At 45.7% G+C, this 18,742-nt stretch carries 18 protein-coding genes; 11 read left to right on the top strand and 7 right to left on the bottom strand.

Annotated elements, in window-relative coordinates; genetic code table 11:
- Positions 1-57: 57 nt before the first annotated feature.
- On the bottom strand, positions 58-753 hold the full coding sequence (aqpZ, locus tag ELS82_RS17365) for an aquaporin Z (protein ID WP_134836597.1): 696 nt from the start codon (positions 751-753) through the stop codon (positions 58-60).
- Between the two features lie 243 nt (positions 754-996).
- Positions 997-2,703 carry a phospho-sugar mutase gene (locus ELS82_RS17360; RefSeq protein ID WP_134836596.1) on the bottom strand — a complete coding sequence of 569 codons (1,707 nt, stop codon included), beginning with the start codon at positions 2,701-2,703 and terminating at the stop codon, positions 997-999.
- Positions 2,704-3,077: 374 nt separating this feature from the next.
- Here ELS82_RS17360 and coxB point away from each other — a divergent pair, with 374 nt between their 5' ends.
- Genes coxB through ELS82_RS17340 form a run of 4 tightly spaced genes read left to right on the top strand, consistent with a single transcriptional unit; the run spans position 3,078 to position 7,356 of the window.
- Positions 3,078-4,202, top strand: coding sequence for a cytochrome c oxidase subunit II (coxB, locus tag ELS82_RS17355; protein ID WP_370447481.1), 1,125 nt, complete (start codon positions 3,078-3,080; stop codon positions 4,200-4,202).
- Positions 4,199-5,863 carry a cytochrome c oxidase subunit I gene (ctaD, locus tag ELS82_RS17350; protein WP_134836594.1) on the top strand — a complete coding sequence of 555 codons (1,665 nt, stop codon included), beginning with the start codon at positions 4,199-4,201 and terminating at the stop codon, positions 5,861-5,863. Before coxB ends, ctaD begins: the two co-directional genes overlap by 4 nt.
- 9 nt (positions 5,864-5,872) lie before the next feature.
- Positions 5,873-6,475, top strand: a complete 603-nt coding sequence (locus ELS82_RS17345; protein ID WP_134836593.1) for a cytochrome c oxidase assembly protein — start codon at positions 5,873-5,875, stop codon at positions 6,473-6,475.
- Positions 6,472-7,356: a cytochrome c oxidase subunit 3 gene (locus ELS82_RS17340; protein ID WP_134836592.1), complete on the top strand. Its 885-nt coding sequence runs from the start codon at positions 6,472-6,474 to the stop codon at positions 7,354-7,356. Before ELS82_RS17345 ends, ELS82_RS17340 begins: the two co-directional genes overlap by 4 nt.
- A 16-nt stretch (positions 7,357-7,372) precedes the next feature.
- Here the strand turns inward: ELS82_RS17340 and ELS82_RS17335 are convergent, their stop codons facing one another.
- The gene (locus ELS82_RS17335; protein WP_134836591.1) at positions 7,373-7,624 is read right to left on the bottom strand and encodes a DUF2909 family protein; all 252 of its coding nucleotides are present in this window, start codon (positions 7,622-7,624) and stop codon (positions 7,373-7,375) included.
- On the opposite strand from ELS82_RS17335, the gene ELS82_RS17330 reads away from it, so the two are divergent.
- Genes ELS82_RS17330 through cyoE form a run of 4 tightly spaced genes read left to right on the top strand, consistent with a single transcriptional unit; the run spans position 7,623 to position 10,849 of the window.
- Positions 7,623-8,360: an SURF1 family protein gene (locus ELS82_RS17330; protein ID WP_134836590.1), complete on the top strand. Its 738-nt coding sequence runs from the start codon at positions 7,623-7,625 to the stop codon at positions 8,358-8,360. The two genes, ELS82_RS17335 and ELS82_RS17330, sit on opposite strands and share 2 nt — an antisense overlap.
- Positions 8,360-8,908, top strand: coding sequence for a redox-active disulfide-containing membrane protein (locus ELS82_RS17325; protein WP_208733201.1), 549 nt, complete (start codon positions 8,360-8,362; stop codon positions 8,906-8,908). The genes ELS82_RS17330 and ELS82_RS17325 overlap by 1 nt, the downstream gene beginning before the upstream one ends.
- Before the next feature lie 16 nt (positions 8,909-8,924).
- The gene (locus ELS82_RS17320) at positions 8,925-9,956 is read left to right on the top strand and encodes a COX15/CtaA family protein (protein WP_134836588.1); all 1,032 of its coding nucleotides are present in this window, start codon (positions 8,925-8,927) and stop codon (positions 9,954-9,956) included.
- Positions 9,953-10,849, top strand: coding sequence for a heme o synthase (gene cyoE, locus ELS82_RS17315; RefSeq protein ID WP_134836587.1), 897 nt, complete (start codon positions 9,953-9,955; stop codon positions 10,847-10,849). Before ELS82_RS17320 ends, cyoE begins: the two co-directional genes overlap by 4 nt.
- Positions 10,850-10,874: 25 nt before the next feature.
- Here cyoE and ELS82_RS17310 read toward each other — a convergent pair whose 3' ends face one another.
- From ELS82_RS17310 to ELS82_RS17295, 4 genes are all read right to left on the bottom strand, one after another.
- A complete protein-coding gene (locus tag ELS82_RS17310; protein WP_134836586.1) occupies positions 10,875-11,786 on the bottom strand; it encodes an amino acid ABC transporter permease in 912 nt (303 codons plus the stop codon).
- Between the two features lie 71 nt (positions 11,787-11,857).
- Positions 11,858-12,697, bottom strand: coding sequence for a transporter substrate-binding domain-containing protein (locus ELS82_RS17305; protein ID WP_134836585.1), 840 nt, complete (start codon positions 12,695-12,697; stop codon positions 11,858-11,860).
- 11 nt (positions 12,698-12,708) lie between these two features.
- Positions 12,709-13,503, bottom strand: coding sequence for an amino acid ABC transporter permease (locus ELS82_RS17300; RefSeq protein WP_208733198.1), 795 nt, complete (start codon positions 13,501-13,503; stop codon positions 12,709-12,711).
- Between the two features lie 3 nt (positions 13,504-13,506).
- Positions 13,507-14,223 carry an amino acid ABC transporter ATP-binding protein gene (locus ELS82_RS17295; RefSeq protein WP_134836584.1) on the bottom strand — a complete coding sequence of 239 codons (717 nt, stop codon included), beginning with the start codon at positions 14,221-14,223 and terminating at the stop codon, positions 13,507-13,509.
- 309 nt (positions 14,224-14,532) lie between these two features.
- On the opposite strand from ELS82_RS17295, the gene aroG reads away from it, so the two are divergent.
- The 3 genes from aroG to ELS82_RS17280 all read left to right on the top strand — a co-directional run.
- Positions 14,533-15,588: a 3-deoxy-7-phosphoheptulonate synthase AroG gene (gene aroG / locus ELS82_RS17290; RefSeq protein WP_134836583.1), complete on the top strand. Its 1,056-nt coding sequence runs from the start codon at positions 14,533-14,535 to the stop codon at positions 15,586-15,588.
- Between the two features lie 118 nt (positions 15,589-15,706).
- A complete protein-coding gene (locus ELS82_RS17285; protein ID WP_134836582.1) occupies positions 15,707-16,021 on the top strand; it encodes a hypothetical protein in 315 nt (104 codons plus the stop codon).
- Between the two features lie 456 nt (positions 16,022-16,477).
- A partial coding sequence (locus tag ELS82_RS17280) for a retention module-containing protein (RefSeq protein WP_134836581.1) occupies positions 16,478-18,742 on the top strand: 2,265 nt, incomplete at its 3' end.

The raw sequence follows: 18,742 nt of genomic DNA, 5'->3' as shown, positions 1-18,742 counted from the left end.
TAAAAAAATCCCTACGCATACGGTAGGGATTTTTGTTTGCATGGAGTATTTGAAGAGTTAGTCTTCAGTTGAACCTGCCATCGCTTTATAAACAATCGCACCAAGTAGGGCACCAACAATTGGTGCTACCCAGAATAGCCATAGCTGAGAGACTGCCCAGTCACCAACGAATACTGCTACACCAGTACTACGTGCTGGGTTTACAGAAGTATTTGTTACCGGAATACTGATTAGGTGAATAAGCGTTAGACCTAGGCCGATAGCAATTGGAGCAAAACCTTGAGGTGCGCGCTTATCTGTTGCACCTAAGATGATCACCAAGAATGCCATTGTCATGACAACTTCAGTCACTAACGCTGCGGTTAATGAGTACTGGCCTGGTGAATGTTCACCGTAACCATTTGAAGCAAAGCCTGAAGCTGCTACGTCAAAGCCCATTTGGCCACTTGCAATCACGTAAAGAACGCCGCCTGCAATCACACCACCAAGTACTTGAGCGATGATGTAAGGCACTAGCTCTTTCGCTTCAAAGCGACCGCCGGCCCATAGACCGATACTGACTGCTGGGTTTAAGTGACAGCCAGAAATATGGCCAATCGCGTACGCCATCGTTAGAACGGTTAAACCGAATGCGAAAGAAACGCCTAGCAGGCCAATACCGACATCTGGAAATGCAGCAGCCAGTACAGCGCTACCACAACCGCCGAGAACCAGCCAAAATGTGCCGAAACACTCTGCGATATATTTGTTCATAATCGTCCCTAAACAAAAATAAAAAAACAATAAAAAACTGATAGTTATCAGCAATGCTTAATTAGTAAAGTTCACTATTATGAATTCTGTGTCGGTGAATTGTTATTTTCTTGTAAAGTCTCATTAATTGGTCATATATGCAGCAATAAACTGACTATTTTGGATAAGCATTACATTTATTGGGCAGGTAAATGTAGGATTTGGCTGAATGCCCCAGTGGTAGGGGCATTCATTAATGAAGGGTTAGATCAGGCTATGCTGGTGTTCAGATATCAACATTCCCATTGACTCAGACGCTTTATCTTGAACATGTTCAAAAGTGTCTGATTCATCGAAAGACTCAATGACTTCGTAATAGCACTTGAGCTTAGGCTCTGTCCCTGAAGGTCGAACAATCACGCGCGCACCACATGAAAGGTGGTAGATCAATACATCACTGGCGGGTAGGTCGATACTTTCGCTACTGCCATCAGCAAGCTGACGAGTGAGTGATTTGAGATCTTCGGTGACCACAACTTTACTGCCTGCAATCATAGTGGGTGGGTTCGCTCGAAGTTTGTCACCCACTGGCGGCGCTTTAGGATCAAGGGCAATACTGCGCTGCGCATTTAGATACATACCATGTTGGCGATAGAGTGCTTCGAGCTGATCCCAAATGGTTTTGCCTTGGCTCTTCAATTCTGCCGTCAACTGCGCAAACGCGACTAGGGCAGACAAGCCATCTTTGTCCCAGACTTTATTACCGACGGTATAACCAAGCGCTTCCTCGTAAGCGAATAAGAACGCGCGATCCTCAGTTTGCTTTTGCATCGCGATGTTGGTCAACCATTTAAAGCCAGTCAAAGTTTGGTAGTACTCAGCGCCTTGGGATTGCGCAATTTTCTTAAGCAGAGTTGATGAAACAATCGTATTACCAACCAGCGATTTAGCCGCGTCAGATTTCGACAATAAGTAATGGCCAAACAGTGAGCCCACTTGGTCACCGGTGAGCATTTGATAGTCACCATCTGGTCTACGTACCGCGACAGCAAAACGGTCTGCGTCGGGATCGTTCGCACATGCTAGTTCGGCGCCGTGTTGTTTAGCGAGGGCCATAACCATATCCATTGCGCCCGCTTCTTCTGGGTTGGGGAAGTTAACGGTTGGGAAACTGCCATCAGGTTCTCTTTGCTCTTTGACGCTATACACTTGGGTAAACCCAGCATCAGCAAGCAGGGTTTCAGCCATATCTGCCCCTACACCATGCATTGCCGTGTAGGCGATCCCAATTGACTCTGGTTGAGTGTGGTTGGTGAGCAGAGCGTTGCTATTCATCGCTTGGCGATAAGTTTGGTAATAGTCCTCTTTGAGCCAAACAAGTAAGTCGTGTTTTTCTGTGTCATCCAGCGCCATTAATGGGATAGGCTTGGTAGCTGCGGTATCGATCTCTGCGGCAATACCTGAATCATGCGGAGGGATAATCTGCGCGCCGTTTTCCCAATAAACCTTAAAGCCATTATATTCTGGTGGGTTATGGCTCGCTGTTACCACAACCGCTGCTGCCGCGTTAAAGTGGTTAACACCAAATGCCACGATTGGTGTCGCTGCAACTGCGTGAGTTAAATATACTTTGATACCTAGTGCAGTGAGGACTGAGGCGGTGTCATGAGCAAATTGTTTTGAATCAGTGCGGCCATCGTAGCCAATCACAACACCACGATTCTTTGCGTTGTCCACTTGTTCAATCAGGTAGTGCCCAAGCCCTGTTGCGGTTTCTTGGATTACCAATCGGTTCATTCGATTTGGACCACAACCTACTTTTCCTCTTAGCCCAGCAGTACCGAACTCAAGCCGTTGGCTGAATCGGTCTTCCAGTTCAGTAAATGCTTTTTCATCAATAAGGTGTTGTAGCTCTTCTCTTGTCTGCGGGTCGGGATCTTTTTCTAACCAGTGGGTCACTTTTTCCATCATGATGTTTTTACCTTTTCATGCCTCAAGTCAGCTTTTAACTTAAGTCTATGTTAATTACACAAAGTTGTTAGATTTTAATTGATATTGATTATCATTTGCGAGAGCGCAATCGCTAAAACTTGTTTGGTTAGTTGAGTTGTCATTTCTAATTGGACTTTCTTGCACAATTTAAAAACGCCAACTAGGTTTTATTAACATAAATATAACAAATTACATTGAATTTGCTGTTTGAAAGGAAATAAATAAGTCCAAAGGCTGATTGGTACTTTCTTGCGTATTTAGGCACTCCAAGCGGGAATGAGTACTAGCATCACGGTTGATGACTCTGGCATAGGAGAAGTCTTTTGAAAAGTTCACCCGTTTCACTGTGGCGATTGAGTAGTATCTTGTTGGTTGGTTTTACCGCTTCTGTTGCTGCAGAAGAGAGCGCCTACAACATGACGCAAGGTGTGACCGACATCAGCGAAAAGGTCTATGACCTTCATATGCTGATCTTTTACATTTGTTGCGCCATTGCGGTCATCGTATTTGGTGCGATGTTCTATTCCATGTACCACCACCGTAAATCGAAAGGTGCGGTCGCTGCTCATTTCCATGAAAGCACCAAAGTCGAAGTCATCTGGACTGTCATCCCGATCATTATCTTAGTCTTGATGGCCATACCTGCGACCAAAACCTTGGTGGCGATGGAAGATACCTCCCAATCTGATCTGACGGTCAAAATCACCGGTTCTCAATGGAAGTGGCATTACAGCTACTTCGGTGAGGATGTTGAATTCTTTAGTCTGCTTGCGACCAGCCAAAAAGCCATCGACGGTATTGAAGAAAAAGGCGCGCATTACCTGCTCGAAGTTGATAACCCACTGGTGTTGCCAATCAATCGTAAAGTGCGTTTTTTGATGACGTCTGATGATGTTATTCACTCATGGTGGGTTCCAGATTTTGCGGTTAAAAAAGATACCATCCCTGGATTTATCAACGAAGCTTGGACACGCATTGATAAGCCGGGCGTGTACAGAGGGCAGTGTGCTGAGCTGTGTGGTCGTGCTCATGGATTTATGCCGGTAGTAGTGCATGCCATGGAAGAAAATGAGTATGACGAGTGGCTATTGGCGAAGAAAGCCGAGCTAGAGCAAGCCAAGCAAGAGGCCGCCGCATCACTGACCGCCTCTTTGTCGATGGATGAGTTGATGGCCATCGGTGAGAAAGTCTATGTCGACCGATGCGCCGTTTGTCACCAAGTGAGTGGCGCGGGGATTCCTGGGGCGTTCCCGGCGATTACCGGAAGTAGCGTCGCGACAGGCAGTGTCGACGAACATATCGACGTGGTGGTGAATGGTCGAGCAGGAACCGCGATGCAAGCCTTCGCAAACCAATTGACGGAAAAAGAGATTGCTGCGGTAGTGACTTACCAACGTAACGGTCTAGGAAATAGTGTCGGAGATATGGTTCAAGCATCGGATGTGAACCAATTTAAGGCGTCTAAGGAGGGACAATGAAAACGTCCAAACCTGATTCTGTAGTTGAAGATAAAACCAAATCCGCACCAGTCACCGACGCTGATATTACCCGCGCCAACAGTTCAATAGCGGCTGATGTGGATGAACATGATCACCATGAGCCGCCGAAAGGGATCACGCGCTGGCTCTATTCCACTAACCATAAAGATATCGGGACGCTTTACCTATGGTTTAGCTTCATCATGTTTTTAACTGGTGGTGCGATGGCAATGATCATTCGCGCGGAATTATTCCAGCCCGGTTTACAACTTGTCGAGCCACAGTTCTTTAATCAGATGACCACAGTTCATGGCTTGATTATGGTGTTTGGTGCGGTGATGCCAGCCTTTACCGGACTTGCCAACTGGATGATCCCAATGATGATTGGTGCGCCAGATATGGCGTTGCCGCGGATGAATAACCTTAGTTTCTGGATTTTGCCGTTTGCTTTTGCCATTTTACTAGCTTCGTTATTTACCGAAGGTGGTGGCCCAGACTTCGGTTGGACTTTCTACGCGCCGCTTTCCACTACCTATGGACCTGACAGCACCGCCTTGTTTGTTTTCTCAGTGCATATCATGGGGATCAGCTCGATCATGGGCGCAATCAATGTGATCGTGACCATCGTTAATATGCGCGCACCGGGTATGACTTGGTTCAAAATGCCAATGTTTGTTTGGACATGGCTTATTACCGCTTTCTTGCTCATTGCCGTGATGCCGGTACTCGCCGGGGCCGTCACCATGGTGTTAACCGACAAGTACTTTGGTACTTCATTCTTCGATGCGGCAGGTGGCGGTGATCCGGTGATGTTCCAGCATATCTTCTGGTTCTTTGGTCACCCGGAAGTGTACATCATGATTTTGCCATCATTTGGTATCATTTCAGCGATTCTCCCAGCATTTAGTGGCAAAAAGCTCTTTGGCTACCACTCGATGGTTTACGCAACTTGTAGTATCGCATTGCTGTCATTTTTAGTCTGGGCTCACCATATGTTCACCACTGGGATGCCAGTATTTGCTGAACTCTTCTTTATGTACTGCACCATGCTAATCGCCGTGCCCACTGGGGTTAAAGTGTTTAACTGGGTGGCGACCATGTGGCGCGGGGCGATGACGTTTGAAACACCGATGCTGTTTGCCATCGCCTTTATTATTCTCTTCACCATTGGTGGGTTCTCTGGCTTGATGCTGGCGATTGTTCCGGCGGATTTCCAATACCATGATACCTATTTTGTGGTGGCGCATTTCCACTATGTACTGGTGTCGGGGGCGGTGTTCTCGATTATGGCGGCAGCGTATTACTGGCTACCGAAATGGACCGGACATATGTATGACCACAAACTGAGTCTATGGCATTTCTGGTGCTCTGTGATTTCAGTCAATGTGTTGTTCTTCCCGATGCATTTCTTAGGACTGGCGGGTATGCCAAGACGAATACCTGATTATGCTATTCAGTTTGCTGACGTGAACCAGATTGTATCGATCGGTGGTTTTGCTTTTGGATTATCGCAGCTGATCTTCTTATGGCTGGTCATCAAATGCATCAAAGGTGGTGAAAAAGCAACAGCTAAACCTTGGGAAAGAGCAGAAGGTTTAGAGTGGACCGTGCCGAGCCCAGCTCCTCATCATACCTTCTCTACGCCACCAAAAGTGGACTAGGTGGCGACCATGGAAGGACAAGCGAAATCAAATCATAAATTGACCTTAAAACTGTGCGTTGCGGTGCTAGCGATGTTTGGTTTTGGTTTCGCCCTTGTGCCTCTTTACGATGTGATGTGCGATGCGCTCGGTATCAATGGTAAGACCAACAGTGAATCGGTTCTGCAACCGCAGGGTATGGTACCTGATACCTCTCGGCTGATTCGAGTCGAATTCATGGCCCACAATAATCAAGGTATTCCTTGGTCATTCACGCCAGTACAGACTTCAATGGATGTTCATCCTGGCCAAGTTATCCAAACGGCTTACTTGGCAAAAAACCTTTCTAGCCAAGAGATTGTTGGCCAAGCCGTGCCATCGGTTTCACCTGGCTTAGGCGCGACCTATTTTAATAAAATCGAATGTTTTTGTTTCAACCAGCAACCATTGCAGGCACAAGCAAACGCTGAAATGCCTCTGATATTTTATATCGAGCCTGATATTCCCGAATCTATTCATACGCTAACGCTGTCTTACACCCTTTACGACATTACCGATAAGACAGCTCCGCAAGAGATAGCGAACACTTCACCGGTTATCACCACGGAAGTGATGCAAGGAGCAACACAATGAGTTCTAAACATCAGCCTTATTACGTTCCCGCTCAAAGTAGTTGGCCAATTGTTGGCGCGGTATCTTTATTCCTTATCGCAGTCGGCGCCGGACTGACGGTACAGAACATGGCAGAAGGGGGCGATGGGAGCGTCTTCGGTAAGTTGATTTTGTTATCTGGCTTTCTGTTCTTGCTGTATATGTTCGCAGGTTGGTTTAGTAACGTGATTACCGAATCAATGAGTGGCAAATATTCTGCTCAGATATCACGCTCATTTCGCCAAGGAATGAGTTGGTTTATCTTCTCTGAGATTATGTTCTTTGGCGCATTCTTTGGTGCCCTATTTTACGCGCGAATCATTTCGGTGCCTTGGCTAGGAGGCGCTGGTAATAATGAGATGACGCATGAGGTGTTATGGCCAGCCTTTGAAGCATTGTGGCCACTAACGTTGACTCCCGGAGGCGATACGACCACGGCTATGTCTTGGCAGGGGATCCCGCTGATCAATACGCTGTTACTATTGGCGTCGTCAGTTACACTGCACTTTGCTCACGTTAGCTTAGAAAAGAACAAGCGAATGGCGCTCATCGTCTGGCTTGAAATCACCATCGTTCTAGCGTGTTTCTTCTTGTATTACCAAGGGGTTGAGTACGCTCATGCTTATCAAGATTTAGGGCTGACATTGCAATCAGGCGTCTATGGCAACACCTTCTTTTTGTTGACGGGTTTCCATGGCATGCACGTATTTCTGGGTACGACCATTTTGATTGTCTTGCTAGCTAGGGTTGCTAAAGACCACTTCACGCCAAAAGACCATTTCGCTTTTCAAGCGGGGAGTTGGTACTGGCACTTTGTTGATGTGGTATGGCTGTGTTTATTTGTCTTCGTTTATGTAATTTAACGTTTAGATAAGCCGCTTAATATGGTCGGACATTAGGTTCGATAAAACCAGAAAGTAGAGCAACAACCATTAATACGACAGCGAGGGCAGAAAGAAACACGCGACGACCTAAATAGAAGCTCATCGGTTTGTCCTCTTCTAGCGAGTCGTCGGACTCTTCTTCATCGTTTGAGTTGGGATCTTTGACCATTTCAAACATTGCTCGACCAAGGTTGATTAGGATGAAAAGCAGTAGCAGCACTAATACCAGTTTAAAAATGAATACCATGAGGAGCTCCTTTTTTGCTCAGCTCAATACCAGACGTTTTTGGATTGTTGTTCTTTTAACTGTGGTTGCCTTTTCAATATTGGTCAACTTAGGCTTGTGGCAGCTTTCGAGAGCTGAAGAAAAAAGAGAAATAGAACAGCAAGTTAGTCAAAGAGATTCGCAACAGTGGATTTCGTTAGGGCAAATATCGGCAGATCAGCTAGCGATACCTACTGGCGTAAAGGTCGAGTTTCAAGCACTGCCAGTGAAAGATAGATATTTGTTACTCGATAATCAGAACTATCAAAGTGAGGTCGGTTATATCGCTTTGCAACTGGTTAAAGCGCAGAGTGGCGAATCGGTACTGCTAGAGAGAGGCTTCATTCGTGCACCTAAGTTAAGAACTCAATTACCTGAGGTGAATTGGCTGGTGGAACCAATGAAGGTACAAGGGCGTTTATATCGAAAGTCGCCGAATCCACTTAGTCAGGATTTGTACCTCGAGTCAGGCGTCCCAAGTCGGATTCAGAACTTAAACTATGCTCAGCTAGAGAAGAGTTGGGGCATCGAACTAGCAAGATATGTTGTACAGCCCCAAGTCGACAACTGGCCTTACCCGCAACCTTGGCAACCTGTTGCGATGAAGTCGGAAAAACACCATGGATATGCGGTGCAATGGTTCTCAATGGCTGCCGCCCTATTACTGCTAAGTAGCATTATTTTGATTCGCCTGTTTAAGCAAGGAGCGCAAAGATGATTAATAACCCAGTCTATCGTGGCCGCATCATTTTCATCAGTCTTGTTGTGATGTTTGCGCTACCAGCCATTATGGCGAAAACAGTCCTTAGCCAGCATTGGTATAACTCAGGAGTGACCAATAAAGGAGAGCTGATTGAGCCACACTCGACACTCGACTCTTTCGGTTTAACCAATCCATATCAGCAACAGCAGTGGCAACTGGGCTATGTTATTCCTGATAAATGCGATGAGTTTTGCCAGCAGCAAATTTATCTGCTTGGGCAAAGCCATATTGCGCTAGGTAAGTACCAGCAACGTGTTCAACCTGTGCTTCTCATTACCCCAAATAGTGATTCGATTGAAACACCTCAAGGCAGCTATCAGCGACTGGAAGTCAATCAAGAGTTTGCCCAAGTTGTCGGGCAGTTTGAATTTGTAATTGTTGACCCGTTAGGGCAACTGGTTATGCGTTATCCGAAAGTGGACTCGACAGCAGAATTGGTTCCGCAGAGCAAAGGCTTATTGGCAGATCTACGTAAGCTTTTAAAACTATCGCGTGTTGGGTAACGGGGAGGGCTTGGGTATGAAGCTGATTACTCTTATTCGTTTTAGCCTGTTTCTCACCTTTGTCGTGGTGATGCTGGGAGCATACACAAGACTTGCAGATGCCGGTTTGGGCTGTCCTGACTGGCCCGGTTGTTATGGCCAACTTACCGTTCCGAGTGAGCAACATGAAATTGCTCTAGCCAAAACACTTTATCCTTCTTTGATAGTTGAAGCAGACAAAGCTTGGCTTGAGATGATTCACCGCTATTTTGCTGGCACTCTGGGGCTTATTGTCTTTGCCATCACCTTAGTCGGTATTCGAACTCAGATGCTTTCAACATTGTTGGCGACTTCGCTTTCAATTGTGGTGGTACTCCAAGCCTTACTCGGAATGTGGACAGTGACTATGAAGTTGATGCCCTTGGTGGTGATGGGACATTTACTGGGTGGCTTTACCTTATTCAGTTTGTTAGCGCTTGCTTACTGGTCAGTTAAATACAATAAGGCCCTTGAAAGTTATACCTTGCAGAACCTAGGTTGGGTAAAACCACTTGCAATAGTGACTCTATTGGTGGTGATTGGCCAAGTGGCACTAGGTGGTTGGACGTCCTCAAACTACGCTGCACTGATGTGTACGAGCTTACCAATTTGTCAGGGCGATTGGGTGTCCCACTTAGACTTCAAACATGCCTTCGATTTGATTCAGCCTGAAAAAGAGAGCTATGAATTTGGCACACTCGATTACGGAGCGAGGATGACCATTCATGTTACCCACCGGATTTGGGCTGTGGTGGTAACACTTTTCACCGTGGCACTGGCAATACAGTTGATTCGATATGGGAGTGATTTGGTTCGCCGTAACGGTCAAATCATCTTAGCGCTGTTAACGTTACAAATCGCGCTAGGGGTAGGTAACGTGGTATTGAGCTTACCGCTGGCCATTGCTGTGGCGCATAACCTAGGTGCTGCGATGTTGCTACTTTCAGTGTTGAGGGCGAACTACCTAATCTGGCAACTTTCAAATGTTTACTCGACACGACCTGTGGAACAACAAGGAGAATACTCATGAGCAAATCGATAAGTGTTACTTCTATCCCCCATAAAGCCTTATGGCGAAGCTATTTGTCACTGACGAAGCCGAAAGTGGTCGCCTTGATGTTGCTTACCGCACTGGTTGGTATGTGTTTAGCGGTTCCGGGAGCACTGCCGATTCAAGGTACTGTTCTTGGCTTGTTAGGGATTGGTTTGATGGCAGGTTCAGCGGCTGCGTTCAATCACCTGATTGACCAAAGAATCGATGCGATTATGGCGCGTACTTACAAGCGTCCATTGCCTTCCGGTGAGATCAAATCAAGCCATGTGTTTGGCTTTGCGTTGGCAATCGGGGTGGTTGGATTTGCTGTCCTATATGCGGGGGTTAACGCTTTAACCGCTTGGCTCACGTTCGCAAGTTTACTCGGCTATGCTGTGGTCTACACACTTTATTTGAAGCGAGCAACGCCGCAAAATATTGTCATAGCGGGGATTGCTGGGGCAATGCCGCCGTTATTGGGTTGGACTGCCGTGACGGGTGAGCTGCATGCTCATGCTTGGTTACTGGTGATGATAATTTTCATTTGGACGCCACCACATTTTTGGGCGTTGGCGATTCACCGTAAAGATGATTACGCCAAAGCCGATATTCCGATGCTGCCAGTAACACATGGCGTGGAGTACACCAAAACGTCTATCTTGCTTTATACGATTCTGTTGTACCTAATATGCCTGTTACCCGCTTTGGTCGGTATGACTGGGATCTTCTATCTTACTTCATCGACGGCACTGTGTTCGTTGTTTGTCTGGCATGCATGGAAATTGAAGTACACCAATGACGAGAGTCGAGCAATTAAGACATTTGTCTTCTCCATCTACCATTTGATGCTGCTTTTTGTGGCTTTGTTGATCGATCACTACATTATGTAGCCAGCGGCTTACCAGCTTAAGCATCTTATCGCTGCAGGTGCTTAAGGCTACGTTTTTCAATGCGTTTAAAGATAAAAGAGAGTATTAGGCACAAGATTAGATATGCGAGCCCGACGATGAGCCAAATTTCAAAAATCAACCCAGACGAGTTTGCCATTTCAGTGCCAACGAATGTCATTTCTTGAATCGAAATCAGCGACACAATTGAGGTGTCTTTTATTAGTGATATCGCTTGTCCTGCAAGAGCGGGAGTGATTGCCGCCAATACTTGAGGGGCAATGACATAACGGTATTTCACCCAAGCGGATAAACCTAACGAGTCTGCCGCTTCCCACTGGCCTTTCGGGATGCTCGTTAAACCAGAGCGTACCACTTCTGCAACATAGGCAGAAGAAAGTAACCCGACACATAAGATCCCTGAAAGTAGGTTTTCCCACAAGTTAGCTGGACCAAACAGAACGCCTTGAATACCGTTAATTTCACCATTGTGATTGCGCAGTAAATCGTTGAGACCAAGCAGAGGGATGAGCTGATTGGAAATGAAAAAATAGAAAATAAATACAAATACCAACGGCGGTATATTGCGAATGAGCTGGATGAATGCATTGGCTGGAAGGCGCAAAATGGCGATGCTCGATTGCCTTGCAACACCAAGCGCAGTCCCCAAGCTTAACGCGAGTAACATCCCCCAAACGCTGATGCGCAGTGTCGAAATCAGCCCCTGGATAAAATATGGCAGTGAGCCATCAGAGCGAGGCGTAAAAATTAATGTCAGTGCCTCTTGCCAGCGCCAGTTGTAGTTCACTCCCACAGCAGAGCGGCCATAGAGCCAATACCCTACGGCCAATAGAATCAGAATGAGCACCACATCGAGTTTATTGAGTGTGCGTTTGGATTCATTTGACGTTGGGTGCGGGAGTAATTTAGCTTTTGACACGTTGAGTGATTTCCTAGCGTGATTTCTTAGCAGCATGGCCCTACCCATTTTACTGGGTAGGGCGGCCGCAATTATTGACCAGAGGCGATTTGATTTTGCCAATCAAGGGTAGAGAACCAGTATTCGTAGCGCTCTTTCAACCAGCCATCGTCGGTACGGGCTTGGATCCAAGCGTTGAAGAAGGCTTCTTTGTCAGCTTCGCCTAAGCGTACTGCAAACGCTTCGTTACCTTTAGATAGTCGTTCAGTGAAAGGAATAAACAGTTTATCGCTGTTTTTCACTGTTTCATGTTCTGGCTTAGGGCTAGAGGCGATAACCGCATGAGCGTTGCCATTTAGCACTTCTTGGAAAGCTTGAGCATCGTCGTCAAATTGAAGAATTTTTGCTTTCGGGAAAGTTTCACGAGCCACTTGAACAGTATGAGCACCTCGGCGAGCAGCAATTTTTACGCGACGCGAGTCAAAGTCACTAAACTCAGAGAAACCCTCTGCCAGCTCTTTGTTGGCAGCAACCTGCACACCAGAATGAGAATATGGAGAAGTAAATAGCACGCTCTTAGCACGTTCTGGGGTAATGCTCATTCCGCCGATGATAACATCAAATTTTTGCGCCAATAGTGCTGGAATGATGCCATCCCATGCGGTTGGAACAAACTCTACTTTCCAGCCGGAATCTTGAGCCAGTCTCTTAGCTACATCAATTTCAAAGCCGATTAAGTCACCTTGCTTGTCTCTCATCGCCCAAGGGACGAAGGTCGACATTCCAACTCTCAATGTTCCACGATCATTAATTTTATCGAGGTTAGGGGTTTCAGAGGCGATGCTCGGTAAGCTGATCGCCAAGCCTAGTAATGCGGTAATAGCGGCTTTAAAACCTTTACCCTTTAACAAAGCTCTTCCTAAGTTTTGCATAGTTATTTCCTTTATTGTGAGCGCCAACTAGCGCCAAGTTTATGTTCCATCCAAGCAGAAAGTCCTGACAACATCAGCGTCAGAGAAAGATAGATAGCGGCCACAGTGAACCAAATTTCAAAAGGCATTGCGGTTTCTGAGACGATGTTACGTCCCTCAGTTGTTAAATCAAAAATGGCCATCACACTCACTATTGAAGAGTTTTTGATAAGTGAGACCACTTCGTTGGTGAGCGGCGGTAAAGTTCGCTGCAACAGCTGCGGGAGAATAACGTCATAGAAAGTATAAAACGGGTTGAGTCCAAGTGACTTCGCTGCCTCAAATTGCCCTTTAGGAATGCTATTTAAGCCACCACGGAATATCTCAGCGGTGTACGCGCCTTGGAAAAGAGAAAGAGCTAATACAGCGGTCGAAAAGCGGTCAAGACCAATCACCGGACCAAATACGAAATAGAGCAGATAAATTTGCACTAGCAGTGGGGTGTTGCGAATTAGCTCCACGTAGACGTTCGCGATACCTCTACCCACCCATGAATCAGATAGTTTGAGCGCGGCGGTTGTTAGGCCAATCAATAGCGTAAAGCACAGGCTTAAAGCTGAGATCTTAATCGTCACAACAAGACCATCTAACAGTTCAGCCGGCCACCACTCACCATCTTCAAAAAATAGGATGTAATCTGGTACGCGTTCCCATTGCCACTGGTAGCCCATGCTCCTTGCACCGGAATCTAACAGCCACACAATGCCTATCGCTAAAAGGGCGATTTGCAGTAGCGCAGATAAAACAGGCTTAAATACGTTCATCATGCATTAATGGCTCAAAATTTGTTGCAGGAACTGCTGAGTTCTTGGATGACTCGGGTTAGAGAACAATTGTTGTGGCGAGTTGATTTCGAGGATCTCTCCTTGATCCATAAAGATGACTCTATCGGCCACTTTGCGTGCAAATCCCATTTCGTGAGTAACACACATCATAGTGATGCCGTCATTAGCCAAATCAACCATAACATCTAAGACTTCTTGAATGGTTTCTGGATCCAAGGCAGAGGTCGGCTCATCGAACAGTAAAATTTCTGGCTGCATACAGAGAGAACGCGCAATGGCGACTCGTTGCTGCTGACCCCCTGATAATTGTATCGGGTATTTGTTGGCCTGCTCTTCGATGTTCACGCGGCTAAGGAAATGCATCGCACGCTCCGTTGCTTCCGCCTTAGATAAGCCGAGAGTGCGAATTGGTGCGAGAGTTAAGTTCTCGATAACAGTGAGGTGCGGGAACAAATTAAAGTGTTGAAAAACCATCCCCACTTTGCCTGCTTTCGGAGCAAGTTCGCTACTGCCAAGCACGGAAATGTTGCCGTTAGAGATAGACTCTAGTCCATTAACAGTACGGATTAAAGTGGACTTTCCAGACCCTGATGGACCACAGACAACCAGTATCTCGCCCTTCGAGACACTAAGGTTAATCCCTTTTAGCGCTTGAAATGTGCCATACCATTTGTCGACATTATTAAACTCTATGGCGTTCATGCCTATTCTTATATTGATTCTATTTATACGCTTACCTTAGCAATATCAGCAAGATATTGCATCTTGTGTGCTAGCTAATGTACGTAAATCCTCCAAGGGATCGATCAATTTTATGGTTGTAATTTATTTTTTACACTTTGTGTAAATCGTAAAAATATAGAAAATATTGCCTTTTGTTCAAAATAGTGCTTGCAAGCTAAGTTTTTGCTAGATAAGTTACACAGAACAGGAACAATAAAGCATGAGCGTTTTTTCACCACCTCATTTCGGTGTAGCGTTCAAGTCGAGAGAAATAGGAAGAAGTAAGCGATGTTTCAAACTGATGATGTACGAATTAATAAATCAAAAGAATTATTACCACCAGTTGCGGTTTTAGAGAAGTTTCCAGCAACTGAATCGGCTTCTTCAACAACATTTCGTTCAAGAGAAGCGATCTCAAATATTTTAAAGGGTGATGATGACCGCCTGCTAGTTATCATTGGTCCATGTTCTATCCATGATCCAGAAGCTGCGATCGAATACGGTAAGCGCCTGAAAGTTCTTCGTGATGAGCTAGGTGACCGCCTTGAAGTTGTGATGCGTGTTTACTTTGAAAAGCCACGTACAACAGTTGGTTGGAAGGGTCTGATCAATGACCCGTACCTAAACGATACGTTTAAGATTAACGACGGTCTGCGCATGGGTCGTAAGCTACTGCTAGATCTGACAGATATGGGCATGCCAACGGCAAGCGAATTCCTTGATATGATCACGCCTCAGTACGTAGCAGATCTGATCAGCTGGGGTGCGATTGGTGCGCGTACGACTGAATCGCAAGTACACCGTGAACTAGCATCGGGTATTTCGTGCCCAGTAGGGTTTAAAAATGGTACAGATGGCAACATCAAGATTGCATCTGACGCGATTCGCTCTGCAAGTGCTTCACACCACTTCTTGTCGGTAACTAAGTACGGTCACTCTGCAATCATTGAAACAGCAGGTAACCCAGATTGTCATATCATTCTTCGTGGTGGTAAAGAGCCTAACTACAGTGCAGACCATGTGGGTGCCATCAAGCAAGAACTTGAAGCATCTGGCCTACCACAAAAGGTGATGATCGACTTTAGCCACGCGAATAGTTCTAAACAGTACCAGCGTCAGATGGTTGTTGCTGAAGATGTAGCGGGTCAAGTTGCAGGTGGTGAAGATTCGATCTTCGGTGTCATGATTGAATCGCACCTTGTTGAAGGTCGCCAAGATTTAGTTGAAGGTGAAAAGCTTACTTACGGTCAATCTATCACTGATGCATGTATCGGTTGGGACGACACAGAGAAAGTACTTCGCCAGCTAGCTGATGCAGTTGCTGAGCGTCGTAACAACAAATAATTGCGCTGTTAAATAAATCCTAGTTATAAAAATTAAAAGCTCCTTCGGGAGCTTTTTTTGTTGTACCAGCAGTGTGTGACTATATAATCTGCGGGTTGTTGTTATTTGGGGTGGTGTTATGTGGCGAAAACTTTCTTTAGTCTTATTGAGCTTAACAGCGGTAAGTAAAGTGACCGTTGCATCGGAAGATCTTTTCTTATACTCACTTCCCCAGCCGGATGATGTTCCAGCGTTAGAAGATCCACTTAGCCCGAATTCTAAACTATCAATGGATGCAGAGCATACCAGCGAACTCGATTTAGATTACTCTGAGCCATGTGGTGTCAAATGTGGTTTAAGCAATACAGGACTATTTTTACTGCAAATGGTCGTTGAATCTAAAGCAGATCAAGAGTATCGCTATCAACTTATGAATCCGAACTACGAGCCATAACCAACCCACTTCCTCAATAGAAATGTCGGCTAATTATTTAATTAATTGGTATGAAATGTTGCAAATTATTTATAGTGCGATATACTTTTTGTCGTAATGGTTCTCAGCGTAATGGACTGCGCATTTCAGGCTTTATGTTAGTTGACATATCAATCGGGCATGTATGCCCGTTTTTTTTGTCTTCCGTAGCTCAATTATATTCACTCTGTTTCACTTCTTATTTGCATTCTCACTTTTGAAACAAGCTACACATTTTTCATCAGCATGTATGTGCAGATCACTAAATATTTCAAAAATCTCCTTATATTACCTATACTTATAATTAACTGATACTGAGTGCATAATTGGTGTAATTGACTGAAAAATAAGAAGTATGTGCTTTATTGTGTTACTCTTGGTTACAAAATTTATAAAAAATAAATCAGTTTAAAGGTTCTAAGTGTTTGAGGAGACCTTATGGACGTGGAAGTTGTACGCCAAGCTGCGATTGTAAAAGAAGTTTTCGGGGATGTTATTGGGGTTAACCCAGATGGTAAAGCGCATAAGTTGAACGTTGGTGATCAGATAAACGCTGGCGAAATTGTTATTACATCTAATCGCTCGACTCTCGTGATTGAAACTGCACACTCTGACTTTCAGTTTGGGGAAAACTGTGTCGCATGTGAACAAGAGCCGAATGTTTGGGGGAATACACCAATCGCAGCTGAGGTGAGCTTCGACATCCCGCAACTCGATTCTGCGTCCTTTGGTGCTGAAGATTTAGCTGCAATTCAACAAGCTATTTTAGAAGGTGCCGACCCAACTGAATTACTTGAAGCAACTGCCGCTGGTGGAGGCGTAGGCTCTGCAAACGCGGGTTTTGTTACTATTGACTATAATGGTGCTGAGGTGCTCGCAAGCACGTTCTTTGAAACGTCGGGCTTTGCCAATGACGATGACACCATTATTCGAGATGACGATATAGCGCCGTTAATTCTTGCTGATGGCGGGGAGAGCTTAACTGCTCAGTTAACCGAAGGTGACTTATCCGACTCTACCTATCCAGTTTCAACAACAAGCTCTGCGACTATATTTGCGGGTGGTTTGGCTCTCGACCCTAGTTCATTTGTCCCTGACACTCTTTCTCTTTCCTCTCTCCTCAATGAACTAAACTCGGACATTACTTCAAACGGTGAAGCGGTTTCATTTACCAATGCTGCAGATAACGCAATTGTCGGTGTATTAAACGGCGAAGAAGTACTTCGTATTGATATCGATGTTACCAGTGTTGGCAAAGATGTAAGTATAGAACTGACTACTACCATCTCTCAGCCTATTGACCATGTACCTTCCGTTGGAGGTGGTCAAGTTGCCTTCTCTGATGACCAAATTACAGTCTCGTTTGAAATCACAGGTACCGACGTGGGTGGGAACCCGATTGAAGCGCCTATTGATGCCCAAGTATCGATTAATGATGGTTCTGCGCCTGAGTTTACCTCAATTGATGCCGCTGATGTTTATGAAGCGGGCTTAGATGATGGCTCGAAAGTTGGCCTAACAGATATCGTTAGTTCGGGTACTTTGACTGGCGAACTTGGTAGTGACACGGTTACCGAGTTGCAAATTGATGTTGATGCGTTCAATACCTCCCAGCAATCTTCACCAATTACTTCTCAAGGTCAAACTATTGTTCTTGAAGCAGTGGCAGGCCAACCTGGTAGCTATGTAGGTTATATCACCCTAGAAGGCGTTCGCGTTGACGTACTTAAAGTCGCTATTGGTGGTGTAGCAACGACAGACACCTCTTTCAGCGCAAGCTATCAAGTTGAACTACTTGAAGAAATTGACCAAGCTGAGCAAGGCAGTGCTGTTCAAGGGGACATTGTTTCTATTCCGCTGCCGGTGTTTGCTATCGATGCTGACAACGATCAGTCGGCACGTTCAGATCTAATCGTCAACGTTGGCGATGATATCCAAATTGTTGCCGATGGCAGTTTAAGTGTTGTCGAGCCGGTAGTTGGTGATTCTGCTGAGAGTAATAGTATTAACGTTATTACCCAAGCGGGTGCAGACCAAGGTCAAGTGACGTCATTTACTTTTGATGGTGATGAATACACCTTAGAGCAAGGCAAAACCGAGTACCCAGTGACCGATGGTAAAGTGGTTATCACACCAGAAGGCACGCTCTCATTTATTCCAAACAGTAATGTTGATCACTCTTCAAGTGACCAAGTGAAGCACACCATTGTGGTGACCGTGACGGATAACGATGGCGATAGCTTAACCAGTCAGGTAGATCTGACCATTACTGATGGTAACGATCCGGTGATCACGCAAATTACCGAAGCTAACGTCTATGAAGCAGGTTTGGGTGATGGCTCGGGTGTCGGCTCAACGCAGACAAGTGCGAGCGGCACCATCACCTTTGAAACAGGCAGTGATTCCGTTACAGCACTGAAGATTGATGTCGCTGAATTTAATGGTCGAGCGGCTGGAGAGGGCATCTTCTCCGGTGGGCAGCGAGTGATCTTAGAAGAGAGCTCGGATGGCGTATACCGCGGTTATATCACAGTGACAGAAAACGGTGTCACCAACCAAGTTGATGTATTGAGTATCACGTTAGACCAATCGAGCCTTGGTAACTACTCCGTTACCTTGTTGCAAGAGCTTGACCATAGCGTACAGGGTCAAGACAACCTCGAAGTGCATCTTCCTGTTTATGCGCTAGACAGTGATAACGAC

This window comes from Vibrio ouci (genome assembly GCF_004551525.1).
Lineage (GTDB): Bacteria > Pseudomonadota > Gammaproteobacteria > Enterobacterales > Vibrionaceae > Vibrio > Vibrio ouci.
The sequence above is the reverse complement of the archived record's forward strand: the minus strand, read 5'-3'. Positions and strand labels throughout refer to the sequence as shown.

Excerpts from the sequence above, each read along its gene's own strand:
- aqpZ (WP_134836597.1), bottom strand. The coding sequence starts at position 753 with ATGAACAAATATATCGCAGAGTGTTTCGGCACATTTTGGCTGGTTCTC.
- ELS82_RS17360 (WP_134836596.1), bottom strand. The coding sequence starts at position 2,703 with ATGATGGAAAAAGTGACCCACTGGTTAGAAAAAGATCCCGACCCGCAG.
- ctaD (WP_134836594.1), top strand. The coding sequence starts at position 4,199 with ATGAAAACGTCCAAACCTGATTCTGTAGTTGAAGATAAAACCAAATCC.
- ELS82_RS17345 (WP_134836593.1), top strand. The coding sequence starts at position 5,873 with ATGGAAGGACAAGCGAAATCAAATCATAAATTGACCTTAAAACTGTGC.
- ELS82_RS17340 (WP_134836592.1), top strand. The coding sequence starts at position 6,472 with ATGAGTTCTAAACATCAGCCTTATTACGTTCCCGCTCAAAGTAGTTGG.
- ELS82_RS17330 (WP_134836590.1), top strand. The coding sequence starts at position 7,623 with ATGAGGAGCTCCTTTTTTGCTCAGCTCAATACCAGACGTTTTTGGATT.
- ELS82_RS17335 (WP_134836591.1), bottom strand. The coding sequence starts at position 7,624 with ATGGTATTCATTTTTAAACTGGTATTAGTGCTGCTACTGCTTTTCATC.
- ELS82_RS17320 (WP_134836588.1), top strand. The coding sequence starts at position 8,925 with ATGAAGCTGATTACTCTTATTCGTTTTAGCCTGTTTCTCACCTTTGTC.
- cyoE (WP_134836587.1), top strand. The coding sequence starts at position 9,953 with ATGAGCAAATCGATAAGTGTTACTTCTATCCCCCATAAAGCCTTATGG.
- ELS82_RS17305 (WP_134836585.1), bottom strand. The coding sequence starts at position 12,697 with ATGCAAAACTTAGGAAGAGCTTTGTTAAAGGGTAAAGGTTTTAAAGCC.
- ELS82_RS17300 (WP_208733198.1), bottom strand. The coding sequence starts at position 13,503 with ATGATGAACGTATTTAAGCCTGTTTTATCTGCGCTACTGCAAATCGCC.
- ELS82_RS17295 (WP_134836584.1), bottom strand. The coding sequence starts at position 14,223 with ATGAACGCCATAGAGTTTAATAATGTCGACAAATGGTATGGCACATTT.
- aroG (WP_134836583.1), top strand. The coding sequence starts at position 14,533 with ATGTTTCAAACTGATGATGTACGAATTAATAAATCAAAAGAATTATTA.
- ELS82_RS17285 (WP_134836582.1), top strand. The coding sequence starts at position 15,707 with ATGTGGCGAAAACTTTCTTTAGTCTTATTGAGCTTAACAGCGGTAAGT.